This window comes from Kitasatospora sp. NPDC048545 (assembly GCF_040651155.1).
In the GTDB taxonomy this organism is placed as follows: Bacteria; Actinomycetota; Actinomycetes; order Streptomycetales; family Streptomycetaceae; genus Kitasatospora.
Genome location: NZ_JBEZIQ010000004.1, coordinates 204,876 through 222,942, shown reverse-complemented (window position 1 = coordinate 222,942; position 18,067 = coordinate 204,876). Strand labels below are relative to the sequence as shown.

At 74.3% G+C, this 18,067-nt stretch carries 14 protein-coding genes; 7 read left to right on the top strand and 7 right to left on the bottom strand.

Features of this window, described 5'->3' with window-relative positions; genetic code table 11:
- The first annotated feature begins 373 nt into the window (after positions 1 to 373).
- The 3 genes from AB0D10_RS06565 to AB0D10_RS06555 are packed head-to-tail and all read left to right on the top strand — an operon-like array spanning position 374 to position 3,812.
- Positions 374 to 898 carry a PadR family transcriptional regulator gene (locus AB0D10_RS06565; protein ID WP_360252298.1) on the top strand — a complete coding sequence of 175 codons (525 nt, stop codon included), beginning with the start codon at positions 374 to 376 and terminating at the stop codon, positions 896 to 898.
- Positions 895 to 1,581, top strand: a complete 687-nt coding sequence (locus AB0D10_RS06560; protein WP_360252295.1) for an ABC transporter ATP-binding protein — start codon at positions 895 to 897, stop codon at positions 1,579 to 1,581. The genes AB0D10_RS06565 and AB0D10_RS06560 overlap by 4 nt, the downstream gene beginning before the upstream one ends.
- On the top strand, positions 1,578 to 3,812 hold the full coding sequence (locus AB0D10_RS06555; RefSeq protein WP_360252292.1) for an FtsX-like permease family protein: 2,235 nt from the start codon (positions 1,578 to 1,580) through the stop codon (positions 3,810 to 3,812). The genes AB0D10_RS06560 and AB0D10_RS06555 overlap by 4 nt, the downstream gene beginning before the upstream one ends.
- A 64-nt stretch (positions 3,813 to 3,876) precedes the next feature.
- Here the strand turns inward: AB0D10_RS06555 and AB0D10_RS06550 are convergent, their stop codons facing one another.
- On the bottom strand, positions 3,877 to 4,350 hold the full coding sequence (locus AB0D10_RS06550) for an NUDIX domain-containing protein (RefSeq protein ID WP_360252289.1): 474 nt from the start codon (positions 4,348 to 4,350) through the stop codon (positions 3,877 to 3,879).
- Positions 4,351 to 4,384: 34 nt separating this feature from the next.
- A complete protein-coding gene (locus AB0D10_RS06545; RefSeq protein ID WP_360252286.1) occupies positions 4,385 to 5,926 on the bottom strand; it encodes an SDR family NAD(P)-dependent oxidoreductase in 1,542 nt (513 codons plus the stop codon).
- 259 nt (positions 5,927 to 6,185) lie between these two features.
- Between AB0D10_RS06545 and AB0D10_RS06540 the strand changes: the two genes are divergently transcribed.
- Positions 6,186 to 7,625 carry a GuaB1 family IMP dehydrogenase-related protein gene (locus AB0D10_RS06540; RefSeq protein ID WP_360252283.1) on the top strand — a complete coding sequence of 480 codons (1,440 nt, stop codon included), beginning with the start codon at positions 6,186 to 6,188 and terminating at the stop codon, positions 7,623 to 7,625.
- Here the strand turns inward: AB0D10_RS06540 and AB0D10_RS06535 are convergent.
- The 3 genes from AB0D10_RS06535 to AB0D10_RS06525 form a co-directional block, all read right to left on the bottom strand.
- Positions 7,586 to 8,476: a DUF5995 family protein gene (locus tag AB0D10_RS06535; RefSeq protein WP_360252280.1), complete on the bottom strand. Its 891-nt coding sequence runs from the start codon at positions 8,474 to 8,476 to the stop codon at positions 7,586 to 7,588. The genes AB0D10_RS06540 and AB0D10_RS06535 overlap by 40 nt on opposite strands.
- Positions 8,477 to 8,662: 186 nt before the next feature.
- A complete protein-coding gene (locus AB0D10_RS06530) occupies positions 8,663 to 9,052 on the bottom strand; it encodes a DUF3224 domain-containing protein (RefSeq protein ID WP_360252277.1) in 390 nt (129 codons plus the stop codon).
- 168 nt (positions 9,053 to 9,220) lie between these two features.
- A complete protein-coding gene (locus AB0D10_RS06525) occupies positions 9,221 to 10,309 on the bottom strand; it encodes a PP2C family protein-serine/threonine phosphatase (protein WP_360252274.1) in 1,089 nt (362 codons plus the stop codon).
- Positions 10,310 to 10,566: 257 nt separating this feature from the next.
- On the opposite strand from AB0D10_RS06525, the gene AB0D10_RS06520 reads away from it, so the two are divergent.
- The 3 genes from AB0D10_RS06520 (at position 10,567) to AB0D10_RS06510 (ending at position 13,718) form a co-directional block, all read left to right on the top strand.
- A complete protein-coding gene (locus tag AB0D10_RS06520) occupies positions 10,567 to 11,538 on the top strand; it encodes a pseudouridine synthase (RefSeq protein ID WP_360252271.1) in 972 nt (323 codons plus the stop codon).
- Positions 11,539 to 11,862: 324 nt separating this feature from the next.
- Positions 11,863 to 12,654 carry an SDR family NAD(P)-dependent oxidoreductase gene (locus AB0D10_RS06515; protein ID WP_360252268.1) on the top strand — a complete coding sequence of 264 codons (792 nt, stop codon included), beginning with the start codon at positions 11,863 to 11,865 and terminating at the stop codon, positions 12,652 to 12,654.
- Complete coding sequence (locus AB0D10_RS06510; RefSeq protein ID WP_360252265.1) at positions 12,651 to 13,718, top strand: S-adenosylmethionine:tRNA ribosyltransferase-isomerase; 1,068 nt, start codon at positions 12,651 to 12,653, stop codon at positions 13,716 to 13,718. Before AB0D10_RS06515 ends, AB0D10_RS06510 begins: the two co-directional genes overlap by 4 nt.
- 95 nt (positions 13,719 to 13,813) lie before the next feature.
- Here the strand turns inward: AB0D10_RS06510 and AB0D10_RS06505 are convergent, their stop codons facing one another.
- Positions 13,814 to 14,218 (bottom strand): nuclear transport factor 2 family protein, encoded by a 405-nt coding sequence (locus AB0D10_RS06505; RefSeq protein WP_360252262.1) that lies wholly within the window; start codon positions 14,216 to 14,218, stop codon positions 13,814 to 13,816.
- A gap of 112 nt (positions 14,219 to 14,330) precedes the next feature.
- Positions 14,331 to 18,056, bottom strand: coding sequence for a SpoIIE family protein phosphatase (locus AB0D10_RS06500; protein WP_360252259.1), 3,726 nt, complete (start codon positions 18,054 to 18,056; stop codon positions 14,331 to 14,333).
- Positions 18,057 to 18,067: the final 11 nt, after the last annotated feature.

The following is an 18,067-nucleotide window of genomic DNA, read 5'->3' as shown; positions in this document are numbered from 1 at the left end:
GGCGCTGGGGCGAAAGGCGGTTCGCCACCAATTTCCACCCCTGGCCCCTCCGCGCACAAGAGTCGTGCGCGTTCGTAGCACCGCCACGCCCGTGGGGCGTCCCGCCAGTGCCGCTCGGCCCCGCCGCCGGGACGTTCGGCCCTCGGCAGCGCCGGGCCGGGCAAGGCAGGCTGGGTACCGGCGGCGCCCCCCGTGCCTGGGCGCGGCCGTGGCCCGGTTCGACCGTGGGGGTGCCGGGCCGAACGGCGGAGCAGGGGGTGGTCGTGGGGCCGCCCCCTGCTTTCCCGCGCCCCGACGTCGGCGTCCTTCCAGGTCGGAGCGTTCTTCTCGCCATGTATACACTCGGAGTATACGTCGGGTGTATGTTCCTCCCATGAGTGTTCCTTTGACCCTGCTGGGGCTGCTGGAGCGGGAGCCGAGCCACGGCTACGACCTCAAGCGCGACTACGACGCCCTCTTCGGCCGCGGCAAGCCCCTCCCGTACGGCCAGGTCTACGCGACCCTCGGCCGGTTGGCCCGCGACGGCAAGGTGGTGGCCGGTGAGGCGGAGCCCGGCGACGGGCCCGAACGCAAGCGGTACGTCATCACCGACACGGGGGCGACCGAGTTCGAGGACTGGCTCCGGGAGCCCGTCGCACCCGAACCCAACCTGCAGTCCGTGCTGTTCACCAAGGTGGTGCTGGCCCTGATGCTGGGCCGCGATGCCGAGCAGTACCTGGACGCCCAGCGCGCCGCCCACCTGCGCCGGATGCGCGAACTCACCGAACTGCGTCGCACCGGCGCCCTGGTGGACGCCCTGCTCGCCGACCACGGTCTGTTCCACCTGGAGGCCGACCTGCGCTGGATCGACCTCACCACCGCCCGCCTCGACGCGCTCGCCGCGGAGGTGCGGGCATGACCGCCGTGATCGAGGCCCGGGACGTCGCCCTCTCGTTCGGCGAGACGCCCGCGCTGCGTGGTGCGAGCCTGTCCGTCCAGGCGGGGGAGGTACTCGCCGTCATGGGCCCCAGTGGCTCGGGCAAGTCGACGTTACTCCACTGCCTGGCCGGCATCCTGGTGCCCGACTCGGGCGAGGTGCTGTTCGACGGGCAGCGGCTGGACACCCTGTCCGAGGCCCGGCGCAGCGCCCTGCGCCGGGACACCTTCGGCTTCGTGTTCCAGTTCGGCCAGCTGGTACCGGAGTTGACGGCCGAGGAGAACGTCGCCCTGCCGCTGCTGCTGAACGGCGTGCGGCGGTCCTCCGCCCTGGCCGAGGCCCGCCCCTGGTTCGCCCGCCTCGGCCTGGACGGAATGGAAGGCCGCCGCTCCGGCGAGCTGTCGGGTGGTCAGGCCCAGCGCGTCGCGCTGGCGCGTGGCCTGGTGGCCCGCCCCCGGGTGCTCTTCGCCGACGAGCCGACCGGCGCGTTGGACTCGCTGACCGGCGAACAGGTGATGGAGCTGATGGTCACCTCGGCCAAGGAGCAGGGCACCACCGTCGTCCTGGTCACCCACGAGCCCCGGGTCGCCGCCTATGCCGACCGCGAGGCGATCGTCCGCGACGGGCGGGCCCGTAGCCTCACCGCCGGACCGGTGGCCCCGTGATCGCCTTCTCGCTCCGGCTGGCCGTCAGCGGCGGCCGGGAGGCGGTGGCCCGACTGCTGACGATCGTGGCGGCCGTGGCGATCGGCGTCGGGCTGCTGCTGTCGACCTTGGCCAGTGTCGACGCGATCGACCGCGCCAACCAGCGGCAGTTCTGGATGAACACCGGAGTCAAGGGCGGGACCGTCGCCGCCCCGGTGGACCCGCTCCGGTGGAGCGCCCGGATGGACTACTACCGGGGGAGGGCCGTCTTCCGCGCCGAGGTCGCCGCCACCGGGCCCACCTCGCCCGTCCCGCCCGGCCTGAGCGCGTTGCCGTCCCCCGGCGAGTACTACGCCTCGCCCGCCCTGGCGAAGCTGCTGGGCACGACGCCGGCCGTCGAACTCGGCGACCGCTTCCCCGGCCGACTGGCCGGTACGCTCGGCGACGACGCGCTGCCCTCACCGGACACCCTGGCGGTGGTCGTGGGCCGCACGGTGGACGAGGTCGGGGCCCTGCCGCGGGCCACCACCGTGACGACCGTCGCCACCGAGCTGCCCGCCGTGTGCGACAACGACTGCTACGGCGCGGGCGTGCACGACGACGCCCTGGTGCTGGTGCTCACCGTGGTGGCCGGGGCGCTGATCTTCCCGGTGCTGGTCTTCATCGGCACGGCCACCCGGCTGTCCGCCGCCACCCGGGAGCAGCGCTACGCGGCGATGCGGCTGGTGGGGGCCACGCCGGGCCAGGTGTCGGTGATCTCGGCGGTGGAGTCCACGGTGGCGGCGGTGGTCGGTACGGTGCTCGGCTTCGGCGCGTACGCCGCGTTGCGGCCGGTGGTGGCCGAGGTGCCGTTCACCGGTGACAGGTTCTTCGCCGGGGATGTGAGCCTGAGTCCGTCGCAGGCGGTCGGCGTGGCACTGGCCGTGCCGCTGGCGGCCGCGCTCGCCGCCCGGTTCGCGCTGCGCCGGGTCGTGATCTCGCCGCTCGGGGTGTCCCGTCGGGTCACCCCGAAGCCGCCGAGCCCGTGGCGGCTGGTGCCGCTGGTGGCCGGCCTCGGCGAACTCGGCTACTTCGCCGTCAACCACCCGGCGACCACCAACGCCCAGTCGGCGGCCTACCTGACCGGCTTCGTCCTGGTGATGTTCGGCCTGGTGATCGCCGGTCCGTGGCTCACCGCGGCGGCCGCCCAGGCGGTGGCCCGGCGTACCCACCGCCCGGCCGCGCTGATCGCGATGCGCCGGCTGGGGGACGACCCGCGGGCAGGGTTCCGCTCGGTCGCCGGTCTGGTGCTGGCCCTGTTCGTGACCACCGCGACGCTGAGCATCATGAGCACCATCGACGCGAACCGGAGCGCGCTCAACGGCGCTCCGGAGGTCCGCAAGGCGGTCGTGGACACCCCGCTGCTCGGCCCGGAGAAGCCGGTGCTGCTCCCCGCGGTGCCCGACGGGGTGGTGGCCCGGGCCCGGGCCGTTCCCGGCTTCGAGGGGATGGCGCTGCTGCACGACAACCCGGCCGGGATCGGCGCGTCCCAGGACGGCAGGGAACGGATCGTGCCCGCCCTCGTGCGCTGCTCGGAGCTGGCGCAGATCCCCGTCGTCGGCCACTGCGCCCCCGGGGCCGCCGTCGCGGCCGTCGACCGGAACGGCGTCCTCGACCTCCAGGCGCACCCCGACAAGGAGTGGCCGTCGGCGCCGGTCTCCGCCGACGAGGTCGCCCGCCTCCCGGTGTTCATCATCTACGCGACGACCGACGACTCCCCGGCGGCCAAGGAACAGCTGCGGACCCTCTTCGCCGAGGAGTTCCCGTCGTACCTGGCCAGGATGGCCGAGGACTGGAGCTCCGAGGGGCAGAAGAAGCTCCAGGGCTGGCGTCAGCTCGCCGACGTCGTCCTGCTGACCACCTTGCCGATCGCGGGCTGCAGCCTCGCGGTGAGCGTGGTGGCAGGACTCTCCGACCGCCGCCGCCCGTTCGCGATGCTGCGGCTGACCGGGGCGCCGCTGCGCCTGCTGCGGTGGGTGGTCGGGCTGGAGAGCGCGCTGCCGCTGCTGGTGGTGTCGGCGCTCGCGATCGGGACGGGCTTCGCCGCGGCGGCGATGTTCCTCGAATCCCAGATGCACTACGACCTGGTGTCCCCGGGCCTCACGTACTACGGGCTGACGGCCTTCGGGCTGGCCGCCTCGCTCGGGATCATCGCCTCGACGCTGCCGCTGCTGCGGCGGATCACCGGGCCGGAGGCGGCCCGCAACGGCTGAGCACCGTCGGTCAGTCGAGCACCGGCCCGGCGCCCCCAGTGGGCGCCGGGCCGTCCGTGCGTCCTCAGTGGGCGACGGGGTAGCCGTGCGTCCCGTCCCGCCGTACGCCGTACGGACCGGGCAGCCAGCTGCCGAGGACCAGTGCGGACGGGTAGAACATCGGCTCCGGCAGCTCGTCCACCGCGAAGCGCTCCCAGCCGGCGCAGGCGTGCGGCTCGGTGACCACCGCCTCCGCCAGGCTCGGCGGCGCGAGGACGGCAGCGGTCAGCCGCGGCCGGCCGAGCTCGTGGTCGAGGTGCACGGCGAGCACCCGCATCCCCTCGGCCGGCAGCACGATGCCGGTCTCCTCCGCGAGTTCGCGGGCCGCGGTCTGCTCGAAGGACTCGCCGGGGTCGACCTTGCCGCCCGGCAGGCTCCAGGTGGGCGGCTCGCCGGCGGTGGTGCGCCGGCCGACCAGCACCCGGCCGTCCCCGGTGGGCACGATGATCCCGGCGCCGAGCAGCGGTGCGGTGGTCCCGGCCTGCGGTGCGGTGGTCAACTCGCCGTCTCCTTCGGGTGGTTGCGGGAAGCGCTTACCAGTTGCCGCGCTCGTAGTCCTTGAGGAAGCAGCCGTACAGGTCCTCGCCCTGCTCGCCGCGCACGATCGGGTCGTAGACGCGGGCCGCGCCGTCGACCAGGTCGAGCGGGGCGTGGAAGCCCTCGTCGGCGAGGCGCATCTTGTCCGGGTGCGGCCGCTCGTCGGTGATCCAGCCGGTGTCGACGGCGGTCATCAGGATGCCGTCGGCCTCGAACATCTCCTGCGCGCTGGTGCGGGTGAGCATGTTGAGCGCGGCCTTGGCCATGTTGGTGTGCGGGTGGCCGGCGCCCTTGTAGCCGCGCTGGAACACGCCCTCCATCGCGGAGACGTTGACCACGTACTTGCGGCGGGACGCCGAGGCGGCCATCGCCGGGCGCAGCCGGCTGATCAGGATGAACGGCGCGGTGGAGTTGCAGAGCTGCACCTCCAGCAGCTCGACCGGGCCGACCTCGTTGACGGTCTGCACCCAGCTGTTGGTGGGCGCGAGGTCGGGCACCAGGCCGCCGGCGTCGATCGCGGTGCCGGCCGCGATCCGGGCGGGCGTGGCGGAGCCGGTGACCAGGGCGAGCGAGGTGACGTCCTCGGCGGCCAGCCGCTGTTCGTCGCCACCCGCCTGGTGGGGGAGCGCGGGCAGGTCGACGCTGCCGCTGCCGAAGCGGCCGATGGTGGTGGACTGCGGCAGCTCGCCGGCCGGCAGCGGGGCGGACTCGGCGTTGACCAGCTCGCGGTAGGACTCCGGCGGGCGGCGCACGGTCTGCGCGGCGTTGTTGATCAGGATGTCCAGCGGGCCGTCGGCGGCGACCTCGTCGGCGAGCGCCATCACCTGGGCCGGGTCGCGCAGGTCGATGCCGATGACCTTGAGGCGGTGGATCCAGTCGGCGCTGTCCGGCATCGCCGTGAAGCGGCGGATCGCGTCGTTGGGGAAGCGGGTGGTGATGGTCGTGTGGGCGCCGTCGCGCAGCAGCATCAGCGCGATGTACATCCCGATCTTGGCGCGGCCGCCGGTGAGCAGCGCGCGCTTGCCGGTGAGGTCGGCGCGGGCGTCCCGGCGGGACCGGTTGAGCACCGCGCAGTTCTGGCACAGGTTGTGGTAGAAGGCGTCGACCTCGACGTACCGCTGCTTGCAGGTGTAGCAGGAGCGCGGCCGCTCCAGGATCCCGGCGATCTCGGTGGTGGTGACGGTGGTCAGGCCGAAGGCCCCGGCCGTCTCGTCGTCGATGCGGGTGGGCGCGCCGGTGGCGGTGCGGGCGGTGACCGCGCGGTCGTTGGCGGTCTTGCGGGCCCGGGTCTCCTGACGGCGGCGCTGCTTGAGGGTGCGGAATATGCCGCCCACGGCCTGGCGGACGGTGATCGCGTCCGGGTGGTCGACGTGCAGCTCGTCGAGCTCGGCGATCACCTCCAGGCAGAGCCTCAGGCGCTCGGGGTCGAGGCCGGGCCCGTAGTCGATCGCCTCCTCGGTCCCCTCGTCCTGGCCCTGCTCGATGTCCGTCTGCCCGTTGCCCACGCTTGCTGCCGCTTTCCCGTTCGCCTCGCCCATTACCGCGTGAATGCTACGGGAGCGGTCCGGGCCGGGGCGAAAAGCCGACGTCGGAGGGGGGCTTTGGAGGATCCTCCATGTCTACGCGCGGAGCATTGATCACGGTTTGTGTACAGCCCCAGCAATGCTCCTCGAACTGGCTTTTGCCCCCGCCCTCCCGGAGAATCGAATGCTGGGTGCAGGGCGCCCGAGTGCGCCCCGACGGCATCGCCGCAACCGCACCCGAGGTGTAATTTCTCCCAGCCAGAGAGCCCCCTTCATGCGCTTCCTGAACGACCTCAAGCCCTCGTACGACCTCACGTACGACGACGTCTTCATGGTCCCCAGCCGTTCCGCCGTGGGCTCCCGGCAGGGCGTGGACCTCTCGTCGAACGACGGCACCGGCACCACCATCCCGCTGGTCGTGGCCAACATGACCGCCATCGCCGGCCGCCGGATGGCCGAGACCGTCGCCCGCCGCGGCGGCCTGGTCGCCATCCCGCAGGACATCCCCACCGAGGTCATCGCCGAGGTCGTCTCCTGGGTCAAGCAGCGGCACCTGGTGTACGACACCCCGATCACCCTCGCCCCGGGCGCCACCGTCGCCGAGGCGCTCTCGCTGCTCCCCAAGCGCGCGCACGGCGCCCTCGTGGTCGTCGAGGACGGCAAGCCGGTCGGCGTGGTCACCGACTCCGACTGCCAGGGCGTGGACCGCTTCACCAGCCTCGCCGACATCATGTCCCGCGACCTGCTGTTGCTGGACCAGGGCGTCGAGCCGCGCGCCGCCTTCGAGAAGCTCACCGAGGCGCACCGCAAGCTCGCCCCGGTGGTCGACGCCGAGGGCCGCCTGATCGGCATCCTCACCCGCAAGGGCGCGCTGCGCGCAACCCTGTACACCCCCGCCGTGGATGCGGCCGGCAAGCTGCGGATCGCCGCCACCGTCGGCATCAACGGCGACGTCGCGGGCAAGGCCAAGGCCCTGATCGAGGCCGGCGCCGACGTGCTCGTGGTGGACACCGCGCACGGCCACCAGGAGTCCATGATCAGCGCGCTGCGCGCGGTCCGCGGCCTGGACCCGCAGATCCCGATCGTGGCCGGCAACGTGGTCGCCGCAGACGGTGTCCGCGACCTCGTCGAGGCGGGCGCCGACATCCTCAAGGTCGGGGTCGGCCCCGGCGCCATGTGCACCACCCGGATGATGACCGGCGTCGGCCGCCCCCAGTTCTCCGCCGTCCTGGAGTGCGCCGCCGAGGCGCGCCGGCTCGGCAAGCACGTGTGGGCCGACGGCGGCGTGCGGCACCCGCGCGACGTGGCGATGGCGCTGGCCGCCGGCGCCTCCAACGTGATGATCGGCTCGTGGTTCGCCGGGACCTACGAGTCCCCGGGCGACCTACAGACCGCCGCCGACGGCCGCCAGTACAAGGAGAGCTTCGGCATGGCCTCGGCGCGCGCGGTGAGCAACCGCACTGTCCAGGACTCCTCGTACGACCGGGCCCGCAAGGCGCTGTTCGAGGAGGGCATCTCGCACTCCCGGATGTTCATCGACCCGGCCCGTCCGGGCGTCGAGGACCTGATCGACTCGATCATCGCCGGCGTGCGCAGCTCCTGCACCTACGCGGGCGCCAGCAGCCTGGAGGAGTTCCGCGAGAAGGCGATCGTGGGCGTCCAGAGCGCGGCCGGCTATGCCGAGGGCAAGCCGCTGCACTCCAGCTGGGCCTGATCGCCCGCTCCGGCGGATTCACCGGTCGGCCGGTTCCTCGCTTCGGGGAGCCGGCCGACCGGTGCCGTCCGGGGACCGGCGCCCGGTCCGTCGTCCCGACGGTCGCCCCGGCCGTGCCCCGGTCCGTCGTCTGGTCCGAGCGGGATCAGCAGGGCGCGCCCCAGCAGTCCCACCGAACCGTCCAGCGCAGCGGCGAAGGCCCGGGCCGCGCCCGGCAGGTGCCGCAGCTCCCAGAGCGCCCGGACGGCGGACCAGGCCGTCTCACGGGCGGCCCCGACGGACCAGGTGCCGAGCATGTGGGTGAGCGGTTCGGCGCGCTCCAGCAGGTCGGGTCCGGGCATCAGCCGCTCCCGGACGGCCGTCTCCACCTCGGCCAGCACTCCGTTGATCCGGTGGTAGTCCTCCTCGATCCCGGCCGGTTCGCAGCCCCGGCGGCGGCAGGTGTCCACGACGGCCAGCGGCAGGTCGTGCTGGATGTGGGCGTTCATCCCGGCCAACGCGAACTGCAGCGGGTGCACCCCCGGGCGGGCGCGCAGCGCGAACAGCGGCCGCCAGCAGGCGGGCGGCTCCTGCCCGGCCGCGTCGGCGGCCACGGCCCGCAGGTACCGCCCGGCGAACACCACGTCCAGCTCGGCCATCGCCGACGGGTCGGCGAAGCAGCCGCCGTCGAGCTGGTCGCGGACCGCCTCCGTGACGTCGCAGTAGAGCCGGTTGAAGACCGCCACCCCGTCGGCCGGGGGCAGCCCCGCCCCGATCTCCCGCAGCCGGCCGAGCACCTCCTCGACCGTTGACGCCTCCGTTGCCGACGCCGTGACCACCGTCGTCGTACGATCCACCGCCGTGCCGGGCATGCGCCACCCTCCGATGTCGATCGTGCACTGATCGCATCATCGTGACAGCGCCGCCTAGCGCCCGGCCCACGCGGCACACGGCCGTCGAGGTGACGGAGCCCGCGGGGCGTGAGCCGTCGGGCACGGGCGCGGGCCGTCAGGTGTCGGGAGCGGCCCGTGGGCCGGAGGAGGTGCGCCGCAGGGGCGTCAGCCCAGCTCGTACTCCAGGACGAAGGTGTGGGCATCGGACGCGTCGACGGTCAGGTGGAACTCGCCGGTGATCCCGACCAGCTCGCCCGCCCCCGTGCCCGGCACCACGCGTATCGTCGTGCCGGTGGTGTCCCAGGCCGCGTGCTGGAGCACGAACGAGCCCGTGCGCCCGTCCAGTGCACCCGTGACGTGCTCCACCGCGACGTACGACGCCGGGGCGCCGGACGGACCGCCGACGGAGATCATCCGCACTTCGCTTGTGCCGCTCAGCCCGCCCGTGAAGGTCTTGGCGATCCGGATCCGCCCGAAGGCCGCGCTCTCGCGCTCCTCCGTGTCCACCGGCTCGAACGCCGTCACCTCGAACGATCCCTCAGCCCTGAACCCCATGACACCCGTCCCGTCGTCGATCGTCGACCGTGCTCCGGCGACCGGCTCCCCGCCGACCGTGCACCGAGCCTTGCACAGGCCACTGACAATCCGACCGGGCGGTCGAGGGCGCCCGGCCCCGGGACGGCTCCCGCCGAGCCCTCGCCGAGCCCCCGCCGGGCCTGCCCGTCACGGCTCCCAGCGCACCGCCAGCACCGCCGCGTCGTCGGCCAGCCCGGCGTTACCGACCCAGCCGCCGACGTCCGCCAGCACCGCGTCCAGCACGTCCGCCGGGCTGCCGCCGTGCAGGTGGGGCAGCCGCTGCGCCAGCGGGTAGAACCGCCCCCCGGCGTCCCGCGCCTCCGACACGCCGTCGGTGTGCAGGAGCAGCAGGTCGCCGGGTTCGGGGTCGAAGTGTCGGGTGGGGTACTCGTCGTCGGTCAGTCCGAGCAGGCCCAGCGGGGGTGCCGGGAACGGTGGTTCCAGCTCGCTGACGCGGCCGGCCCGGCGGAGCAGTGGGGGTGGGTGGCCGCAGTTGACGACCCGGACCGGGCCCCGGTCCGGGGGCACGTCGAGCAGCAGCGCGGTGGCGAAGCGGTCCGCGTCCGGGCGGGCGGTGAGTGCCGCGTCCAGTCGCTCGGCGAGCCGGCCCGGGTCGGGTTCGGTGCGGGCCGCTTCCCGGAACACTCCGAGGACGTCCGCGGCGGTCTCCACCGCGGGGAGTCCGTGTCCCTGGACGTCGCCCAGCAGGATCCGTACCCCGAAGCGGGTCTCGACCACGGCGTACAGGTCCCCGCCGATCCGGGCCTCGGCCGCCGCCGCGACGTAGCGCACCGCGACCCGCAGCGGCCCGATCCGCTCCGGCGGCGGCCGCAGCAGGGCCCGCTGCGCGGCCTCGGCCACCGTGCGGACCTGGAACAGCTCCCGCTCGCGGGCCGCCACCAGCACCACGCTGGCCGCGCTGGCCAGCGTCGAGGCCAGTACGGTGACCGGCACGCTGATCCGGACGGAGAGCGGCAGCTGCGCGTTGGCCGACTCCAGCAGCCCGACCACGAGCAGCGCCGCCGCGCCGACCAGCAGCGGCACCCGGGCCCGCCGGGTGGTCGCCCCGGCGAGCACCGGGGCCACCGCGAGCAGCGGGGCCAGGGTGGTCCCCGGGCCGATGGCCAGTGCGGCCACCACGGCGGCGACCAGCAGCAGGAGCGAGCCGTACAGCAGCATCCGGGTCCGTCGGGGCAGGTGCAGCGGTGGCACCCCGTCCGGGCCGTCGGCGGTCACGCGTCCTCCAGTGGTGCGTCGGATGAGCCGACGGGCCTCCGACAGGTGGTGCCCGGCGGATGGCCGCAGGCCCCCGGCGGAGCGGGCCACCGGTCCACTCTCCCCGCCCCGCTCCGGGGCGGCACCTCGACGGGGCCCGGGCCGGCACCCCGAGCCGGTCCCGGGCGTCGGCACCGGCCGGCCACGGGGACGGCCCCGGCGGGGGCCGCACCTCGGGCGCGGGCCCGGCCGGGGCGCGCACTACGCTGGGCCGGGAGATGAGACGCAAGAGCCGCCGACCGGCCTCCCCCCTCCCGCAGCGCCTCGGCGTGGAACCGGTGCACCTCCGGCTGCCGCTCGAAGGCCCCTGGCCGACCGTGCGGGAGCACCTGGTCGAGCGACTGCCCGCCGTCCCGGCCGAGCGGATCGACGCGGCGCTGCGCGACGGCGAGATCGTCGGCGAGCACGGCCCGGTCGCCCCGGACGAACCGTTCCGCCCCGGTGCGCACCTGTGGTTCCACCGCGACCTCCCGGTGGAGGTCCCGGTCCCGTTCGACCTGGTCGTGCTGCACCGCGACGAGCACCTGGTGATCGTCGACAAGCCGCACTTCCTGGCCACCACCCCGCGCGGCAGGCACGTCACCGAGACCGCGCTCTCCCGGCTGCGGCACACCCTCGGCCTGCCCGCGCTCAGCCCCGCGCACCGCCTCGACCGGCTGACCGCCGGCCTGGCCATGTTCATCGTGCGCCCGGAGGAGCGCGGCGCCTACCAGACGCTGTTCCGCGACCGCCTGGTGCGCAAGGAGTACCAGGCGATCGCCCCGTACGACCCGGAGCTGAGCCTGCCGCGCACCGTGCGCAGCCACATCGTCAAGGAGCGCGGGGTGATCGCGGCGCAGGAGCTGGACGCGCCGCCGAACAGCGAGAGCCGGATCGAGCTGCTGGAGCCGCGTGACGGCCTCGCCCGCTACCGGCTGCTCCCGCTGAGCGGCCGCACCCACCAGCTGCGGCTGCACATGAGCGGCCTCGGACTGCCGATCCTCGGCGACCCGGTGTACCCGGTGGTCCTCACCGAGCCGGCCCCGGACGACTTCCGCCGCCCGCTGCAACTGCTCGCCTCGGTGGTCGAGTTCACCGATCCGCTGACCGGCCGCGAACGCCGCTTCGAGAGCCGTCGTACGCTGGCCGCGTGGACCGATCCGCAGGGCTGGTCCGAGGGCTCCGGCGGCGGGTCCCGGCCCCGGCCGTAGGCCCGTGGGCGGTCAGGTCGGTGGGCCCGTGGGCCCTGGGCCGGTAGGTCGGTACGCCGGTCGGCCGGTCGGCCGGACCGGGTCACCGACGGGGTTGCAGGCCGTCCGTCGGCTCCTGGACGGGCGGGCCGTCGGCAAGATCATGGTCACCGTCCGAACCCGTTCGCCGCCCGGGCCGTCGTCGCCGGTATCCGGCCCGTAGGCCAGGATCCGACCGGTGGACGAGGAGGTCCTAGGACGTTCCGTCGATCTAGGGCGAACGTCCGACCGGTCCCGGTCCCGGGGGCCGATCCGCCGCCCGCCCGGCGGCGGGATCGTTGCGGCATGAACGCAGCACAGCGCACCGCCGCACCGCACACCGCCCCCGTCGCCCTGGTCACCGGCGCCTCCCGGGGCCTCGGCCTGGCCCTCGCGCGCGCCCTCGCCGCCGACGGCTGGCAGCTGGTGATCACCGCCCGGGGCGCCGCCGCCCTCGCCGCCGCCGAGGCGGACCTGGCCGCTGTCACCAAGGTCGTCGCCCTGCCCGGCAGCGTCGTCGACGACGACCACCGCGCGCACCTGGCCGAAGCCGCCGAGCGGCTCGGCGGGGCGAGCCTGCTGGTCAACAACGCGGGCACGCTCAACGGCGCGCCCGCCCCCGGCTCCCAGCCGCTGCCCCGCCTGGCCGACCACCCGCTGCCGGACCTGCTGGAGACCTTCGAGGTCAACGCGCTCGCCCCGATCGCCCTCACCCAGCTCGTCCTGCCCCAGTTGCGCGGGCACGCCGGCGCCGTCCTCAACATCAGCTCCGACGCCGCCGTGGTGCCCTACGCCGGCTGGGGCGGCTACGGCGCCAGCAAGGCCGCGCTCGACCTCGCGACCGCCGTCCTCGCCCAGGAGGAACCGGAGTTGCGGGTCTGGGCCGTCGACCCGGGCAGCATGCGCACCCGGATGCTCCAGGAGGCCGGCCCGGGCGAGGACATCTCCGGCGAGCCGCTCCCCGAGGAGGTGGTGCCGGTCCTGCTCGGCCTGGTCCGCGACCGCACCCTGTCCGGCCGCTACCTGGCCGAGGACCTGGCCGCGCAGGTCGCCCCGGCGGCCCCGGTGGCCCAGGCCACGGACGCGGGTGACCGATGACCGCACCCGCCGACCTCGGCCTCGACCTCACCGTTCCGCCCGAACTCTCCGCCCGCGCACCGGCGGAGGCCCGCGGCGCGGCCCGGGACGACGTCCGGATGCTGGTCGGCCGACGCGCCACCGGCGGCGTCGAGCACCGCCGCTTCACCGACCTGCCCGAGGTGCTGCGCCCGGGGGACCTCCTGGTGGTCAACAACTCGGCCACCCTCCCCGCCGCGCTGCCCGGCCGACTGCCCGACGGCACGCCCGTCGCGCTGCACCTCTCCTCCGCCCAGCCGGACCGGTACGGCTCCCACCTGGTCGAGCTGCGCCGCGTCGTCCCCGGGGAGGCGGCGGCGTACTACCCGCCGGCGGAGTCCCCGGCCCGCGCGGGGCTGCGGGTCGCCCTGCCCGCCGACGGTGCGGCGGTGCTGACCCGGGCCTTCACCGCCCGCCTCTGGTACGCCGAACTCACCCTGCCCACAGACCTGTCGCCCTACTTGGCGGAGCACGGCCGGGCGATCCGGTACGGCTACGTGGACCGTGACTGGCCGATCGACGCCTACCAGACGGTGTTCGCGACCGTCCCCGGCAGCAGTGAAATGCCCAGCGCGGCCCGCCCGTTCAGCGCCGAGGTGGTGGCCCGGCTGGCGGGCCGGGGCGTGCTCGTCGCGCCGGTCACCCTGCACACCGGGGTGGCCTCGCCCGAGGCGCACGAGGCTCCGTACGCCGAGCGCTTCCACGTCCCCGCCGCCACCGCCCGCCTGGCCGGCCACGTCCGGGCCGGCGGCGGCCGGGTGATCGCCGTCGGCACCACCGTGGTCCGCGCCCTGGAGTCGGCCGCCGATCCGGACGGCACCCTCCGGGAGGCCGACGGCTGGACGGAGCTGGTCATCACCCCCGAACGCGGCGTCCGCGCCGTCGACGGCCTGCTCACCGGCTGGCACGAGCCCCGCGCCTCCCACCTCCTGATGCTCGCCGCCGTCGCCGGCCGCCCCCTCCTCACGGCCTGCTACCGCGCCGCGGTGCGACACCGCTACCTGTGGCACGAGTTCGGCGACGTCAACCTCCTGCTGCCGGACTGAGTGCGGCGTCGGCCCGCGCCGCGTCTCCCCACCGGTCCGTCCGCCTGCCCGAGAGCCCGTCGGTCCGAGAGTCCGTCGGCCCGCTGTCCCGCCGGTCAGGCGAGCAGGGTACGGGCGACGTGGTCGGTGTCCAGGTACTCGCGGACGGCGGTGACGCGGCCGTTCTCGACGGTGAAGACGCCCAGGCAGTGGTTCTCGTACGGTTCGCCGTTGGCGGCCCTGCCGACGGTGGTCCACTCGGCGACCGCCTGCGGGCCGTCGGCGAGGACGTGGGTGAGGGTGATGACGGGCAGGCCGTCGGGGGCGAAGTAGTCGCCGATCCGGCCGAGGAAGTCGCCGAAGATCTCCTGCTTGCCCTGCCAGGTGCGGGAGATGGGGAGGTGGCCGGGGTAGGTCCAGGTGGCGTCCTCGGCGAACAGGGCGATCGCGGCCTCGCGTTCGCCGGCCGCGAGGAGGTTGACGTAGTCGGTGACGACGGTGCGGGCGTCGGGGTGGTTCACGGTGGCTCCTCTGGTCCGTCCGGTCGGGGCTGTCCCGCCGTGGCACCAGGTAACCGCCGGGGCGGTCCGCCGGGCCAACAACCGGCGCGGCGGCCCGACAACCGTCCGTTGTTCATGCAGTGGGTGGGGCTCCCGGGGGTAGTTCCAGCTCGAACCAGACCACCTTGCCGCCGTCGGTCCGGCGACTGCCCCAGCGGTGCGCGAGCTCGTTGACCAGGTGGATGCCCCGGCCGCCCTCGTCCTCGGTGCGGGCGCGCCGGATCCGGGGCGTCTCGGTCTCCCGGTCGGCGACCTCGACGGTGAGCACCCGGTTGCAGAACAGCCGCAGCTGGGTGGGGGATCCGGCGTGCACCAGGGCGTTGGTGATCAGCTCGCTGGTGAGCAGTTCGGCCCAGTCGACCAGCGCGCCGAGGCCCCAGGCCGCCAGGGTCTCGCGGGTGAAGCGGCGCGAGTGCGCGACCATCGCGTGGTCGCCGGTGAGCGGGAGGGTGGCGATCCGGTCGGCGCCGTGCGGGCGGACCTGCGCCATGATGACGGCGATGTCGTCCTCGCTGGTGCGGCCGGTGAGCCGGGCCAGGACGGCGTCGCAGGTCTGCTCCAGCGAGTGGTGCCGGTCGGCGACCGTGCGGCAGAGCAGTCGCAGTCCCTCGTCGATGTCTCGGCCCCGGCGCTCGACCAGTCCGTCGGTGTAGAGCGTCAGGATGCCCTCCTCGGGGAGGGTGAACTCGGCGTTCTCGAAGGGGACTCCACCGACCCCGAGCGGGGTGCCGGTCGGCAGCTCGATCAGGTGCGCCCGCCCTTCGGTGTCGGCGACCACGGGCGGCAGGTGTCCGGCGCTGGCCGCGGTGCAGTGGCGGTCCACCGGGTCGTAGACCACACAGACGCAGGTGGCGAACTGGCCCTCGCCGACGGCGGTGGTGGCTTCGTCCAGCCGGTGCAGGACCCGGGCCGGATCCAGGTCGAGAGTGATCAATGTCCTCGCTGCCGTGCGGAGTTGGCCCATGGTCGCGGCGGCCCGGATGCCGTGGCCCATGACGTCACCGACGATCAGGGCGACCCGCCCCGAGGAGAGCGGTACCACGTCGAACCAGTCGCCGCCGACCTCGCTGACCACGCTGCTGGGCAGGTAGCGGTAGGCGATGTCCAGGCCGAGGGTGCGGTGTACCTCCTGCGGCAGCAGGCTGCGCTGCAGCATGAGCGCGGTGTCCCGCTCCCGGCGGTAGAGGCGGCCGTTGTCGATCGCGAGCGCGGTGCGGGCGGCCAGTTCCTCGGCCAGCGAGCGGTCCGCGGAGCCGAACGGCAGCGGATTGTGGGTGCGGACGAACTCCGCGCCGCCCAGCACGTGTCCGCGCGCCATCAGCGGCACCATCAGGTACGAGTGCACCCCGGCTTCCAGCCCCGGCTGCACCCGGTCGGGGGAGGCGACGATCCGGCGCAGCTCCGCCTCGGTCACCTCGGACACCAGGATCGAGCGGCGGGTGCGCAGGCTCTGCGCGTACAGCTGGGCGGAGTGCGAGGTCTCGCCGACCTGGTCGGCGGCCTCCGTCATGGTGCCGTCCTGGGCCGACTCGCCGACCGCCACGGCCCGCATCAGGACCCGGCCCTCGGCCGGGACGGACCCGGGCTCCTCGCCGCTGAGCACCGCGTCGCGCAGGTCCACGGTGACGAAGTCGGCGAAGCGCGGGATCACCACCTCCACCAACTCCTGGGCCGTGCGGTGCAGATCGAGCGTGGTGCCGATCCGGTTGCTGGCCTCGTTCAGCAGCGACAGCCTCTGCTGGGCGGCCCAGGCCTCGTCCAGCGCCCGCTGCCGGGCGGCTGCCGCGTCGCGCTCGCGGGTGAACAGCAGCGCGTTGTCGATGGAGACGGCGGCCCGCACCGCCAACTCCCCGGCCAGCGCCACGTCGTCGTCCTCGTACGGGCGCTCCACCAGGGTCCGGTAGAAGCCCGCGACGCCGACCGGGGTGCCGCGTGCGATCAGCGGGACCACCATGAACGAGCGCACGTTCTGCTCCCGGACCGCGGCGGTGCGCACCGGGTCGTCGGCGAACCAGGCCATGCCCTGCTCGTCCATCCGCGGCACCAGCACCGGCTTGCGGTGCGCCAGGCTCCACGCGTACGGCGAAGTGGGCCGGAACCGGTGCACGTTGCCGGTGCGGGCGATCGGCTGCAGGGTCGAGCCGTGCACCGAGTGGAAGGCCATCCGCCGCAGCAGCGCCGAACCGTCCGCGGGCGCACGGGCCTCGCGCTCCCCGCGGACCAGTTCCTCCAGCACCTCCACCACCACCGTGTCGGCCAGCCGGGGCGTCGCAACCTCGGCCAACTCCTGCGCGGTCTGGGCGAGATCGAGTGTGGTGCCGATCCGGGTGGAGGCCACGTTGACCAGGGCCAGGCGTTCCTGCGCGGCCTTCGCCTCGCGCAGCGCCTGCTGACGGGCCAGGACCGTCTGGTGCTGGCGCAGGTACAGCCGGGCGTTGTCGATCGCGACGGCGGCCCGCGAGGACAGTTCGTCGCCGAGCGTGATGTCCGCCTCCGCGAAGGACTCGCGCTCACCGCGCCGCGAGTACACCACCATGCCGAGCGTGGTGCCGCGCGCCACCAGCGGGGTGATCCGCACCGAGCGCGGACGGTCGCCGAGGAAGGCCTGCCGGCGGCTCTCGTTGATGCCGCTGCTGAGCATCGGCAGCTCCCAGGACGGGATCACCACCGTCCGCCCGCTGCTCAGGGCGCGGGCGTACGGGGAGTCCGCGGGCAGCTCGTACACGGTGTCCACCGGCAGCGCGTCGGCCGGGTAGAGCGGGTCGGCGGTGGCCAGTGCCAGCCGGCGCACCAGCTGTGGGGCGCCCGCCGTGGGCGGCTCGACGGTGCGGCCGGCCACCAGCGCCTCCAGCGCGAACACCCCGCTGATGTCGGCGACCCTGGGCACCATCGCGTCGGCCAGCTCGCGCGCGGTCTGCCGCAGGTCGAGCGTGGTGCCGATGGAGGCGGTCGCGTCGACCAGCAGCGCGAGCCGCTCCTGGGCGCGGGCCGCCCGGGCGTCGGCCCGGAACCGGCCGGTGACGTCGACGACGGTCGAACTCACCCCGAGCACCCGGCCGCTGCGGTCCTCCAGCCGGAAGTAGGAGGCGGACCAGGCGTGGTCGTGCTGCGGGTCGCCCGGAGTGCGGCCGTGCGAGCGGGTGTCCACCACCGGCTCTCCGCTCTCCAGCACCCGGCGCATCACCGCCTCGGACTCGGAGCCGTTGATCCCGGGCAGCAACTCGGTGATCCGGTGGCCCAGATGCTGCTCGGTGGGGAGGCCGTTGATCCGGGCCAGCGCCTCGTTCAACCGGATGAAGCGCAGCTCGGTGTCGTACACGGCCATGCCGACCGGGGACTGGGTGAAGAACCCGTCCAGGACGGCCAGGTCCGCCTGGATCCGGCGCAGCGTGGTCACCTCGGAGGCGACCGCCAGCACCAGCGGTTCACCGCCGGGGCCACGGATCGGGTGGGTGCGGAACTCCAGGTTCACCAGGTGCCCGTCGCGGTGGCGGACCGGGAACACGCCGGTCCAGGCACGGCCCTCCAGGATCTGCTGGAACAGCCGCAGGACCTCGGGCCGTCCCTCGTCGGTGGTCAGCAGCTTGGCCGCCTTCGCCCCGACCGCGTCCTGCGCGCGGTGACCGAGCAGTGCCTCGGCGTCACTGCTCCAGTGCAGGATCCGCCCGTCGGCCGCGATCAGCGCCGTGGCGATCGGCACCATCAGCAGGACGTCCTGCTGCGGTTCCCCCGCGCGCTGCGAGTTGTCGTCGACCATGGCCAGAGAACCGTCCCAGAGGCGTCCGGAGATCGTTCCCACCAGCCCTGCCA

Bases quoted from the DNA above. Each gene is read 5' to 3' on its own strand.
- AB0D10_RS06565 (WP_360252298.1), top strand. From the start codon at position 374: ATGAGTGTTCCTTTGACCCTGCTGGGGCTGCTGGAGCGGGAGCCGAGC.
- AB0D10_RS06560 (WP_360252295.1), top strand. From the start codon at position 895: ATGACCGCCGTGATCGAGGCCCGGGACGTCGCCCTCTCGTTCGGCGAG.
- AB0D10_RS06545 (WP_360252286.1), bottom strand. From the start codon at position 5,926: ATGGGCGAGGCGAACGGGAAAGCGGCAGCAAGCGTGGGCAACGGGCAG.
- AB0D10_RS06540 (WP_360252283.1), top strand. From the start codon at position 6,186: ATGCGCTTCCTGAACGACCTCAAGCCCTCGTACGACCTCACGTACGAC.
- AB0D10_RS06535 (WP_360252280.1), bottom strand. From the start codon at position 8,476: ATGCCCGGCACGGCGGTGGATCGTACGACGACGGTGGTCACGGCGTCG.
- AB0D10_RS06530 (WP_360252277.1), bottom strand. From the start codon at position 9,052: ATGGGGTTCAGGGCTGAGGGATCGTTCGAGGTGACGGCGTTCGAGCCG.
- AB0D10_RS06520 (WP_360252271.1), top strand. From the start codon at position 10,567: ATGAGACGCAAGAGCCGCCGACCGGCCTCCCCCCTCCCGCAGCGCCTC.
- AB0D10_RS06515 (WP_360252268.1), top strand. From the start codon at position 11,863: ATGAACGCAGCACAGCGCACCGCCGCACCGCACACCGCCCCCGTCGCC.
- AB0D10_RS06510 (WP_360252265.1), top strand. From the start codon at position 12,651: ATGACCGCACCCGCCGACCTCGGCCTCGACCTCACCGTTCCGCCCGAA.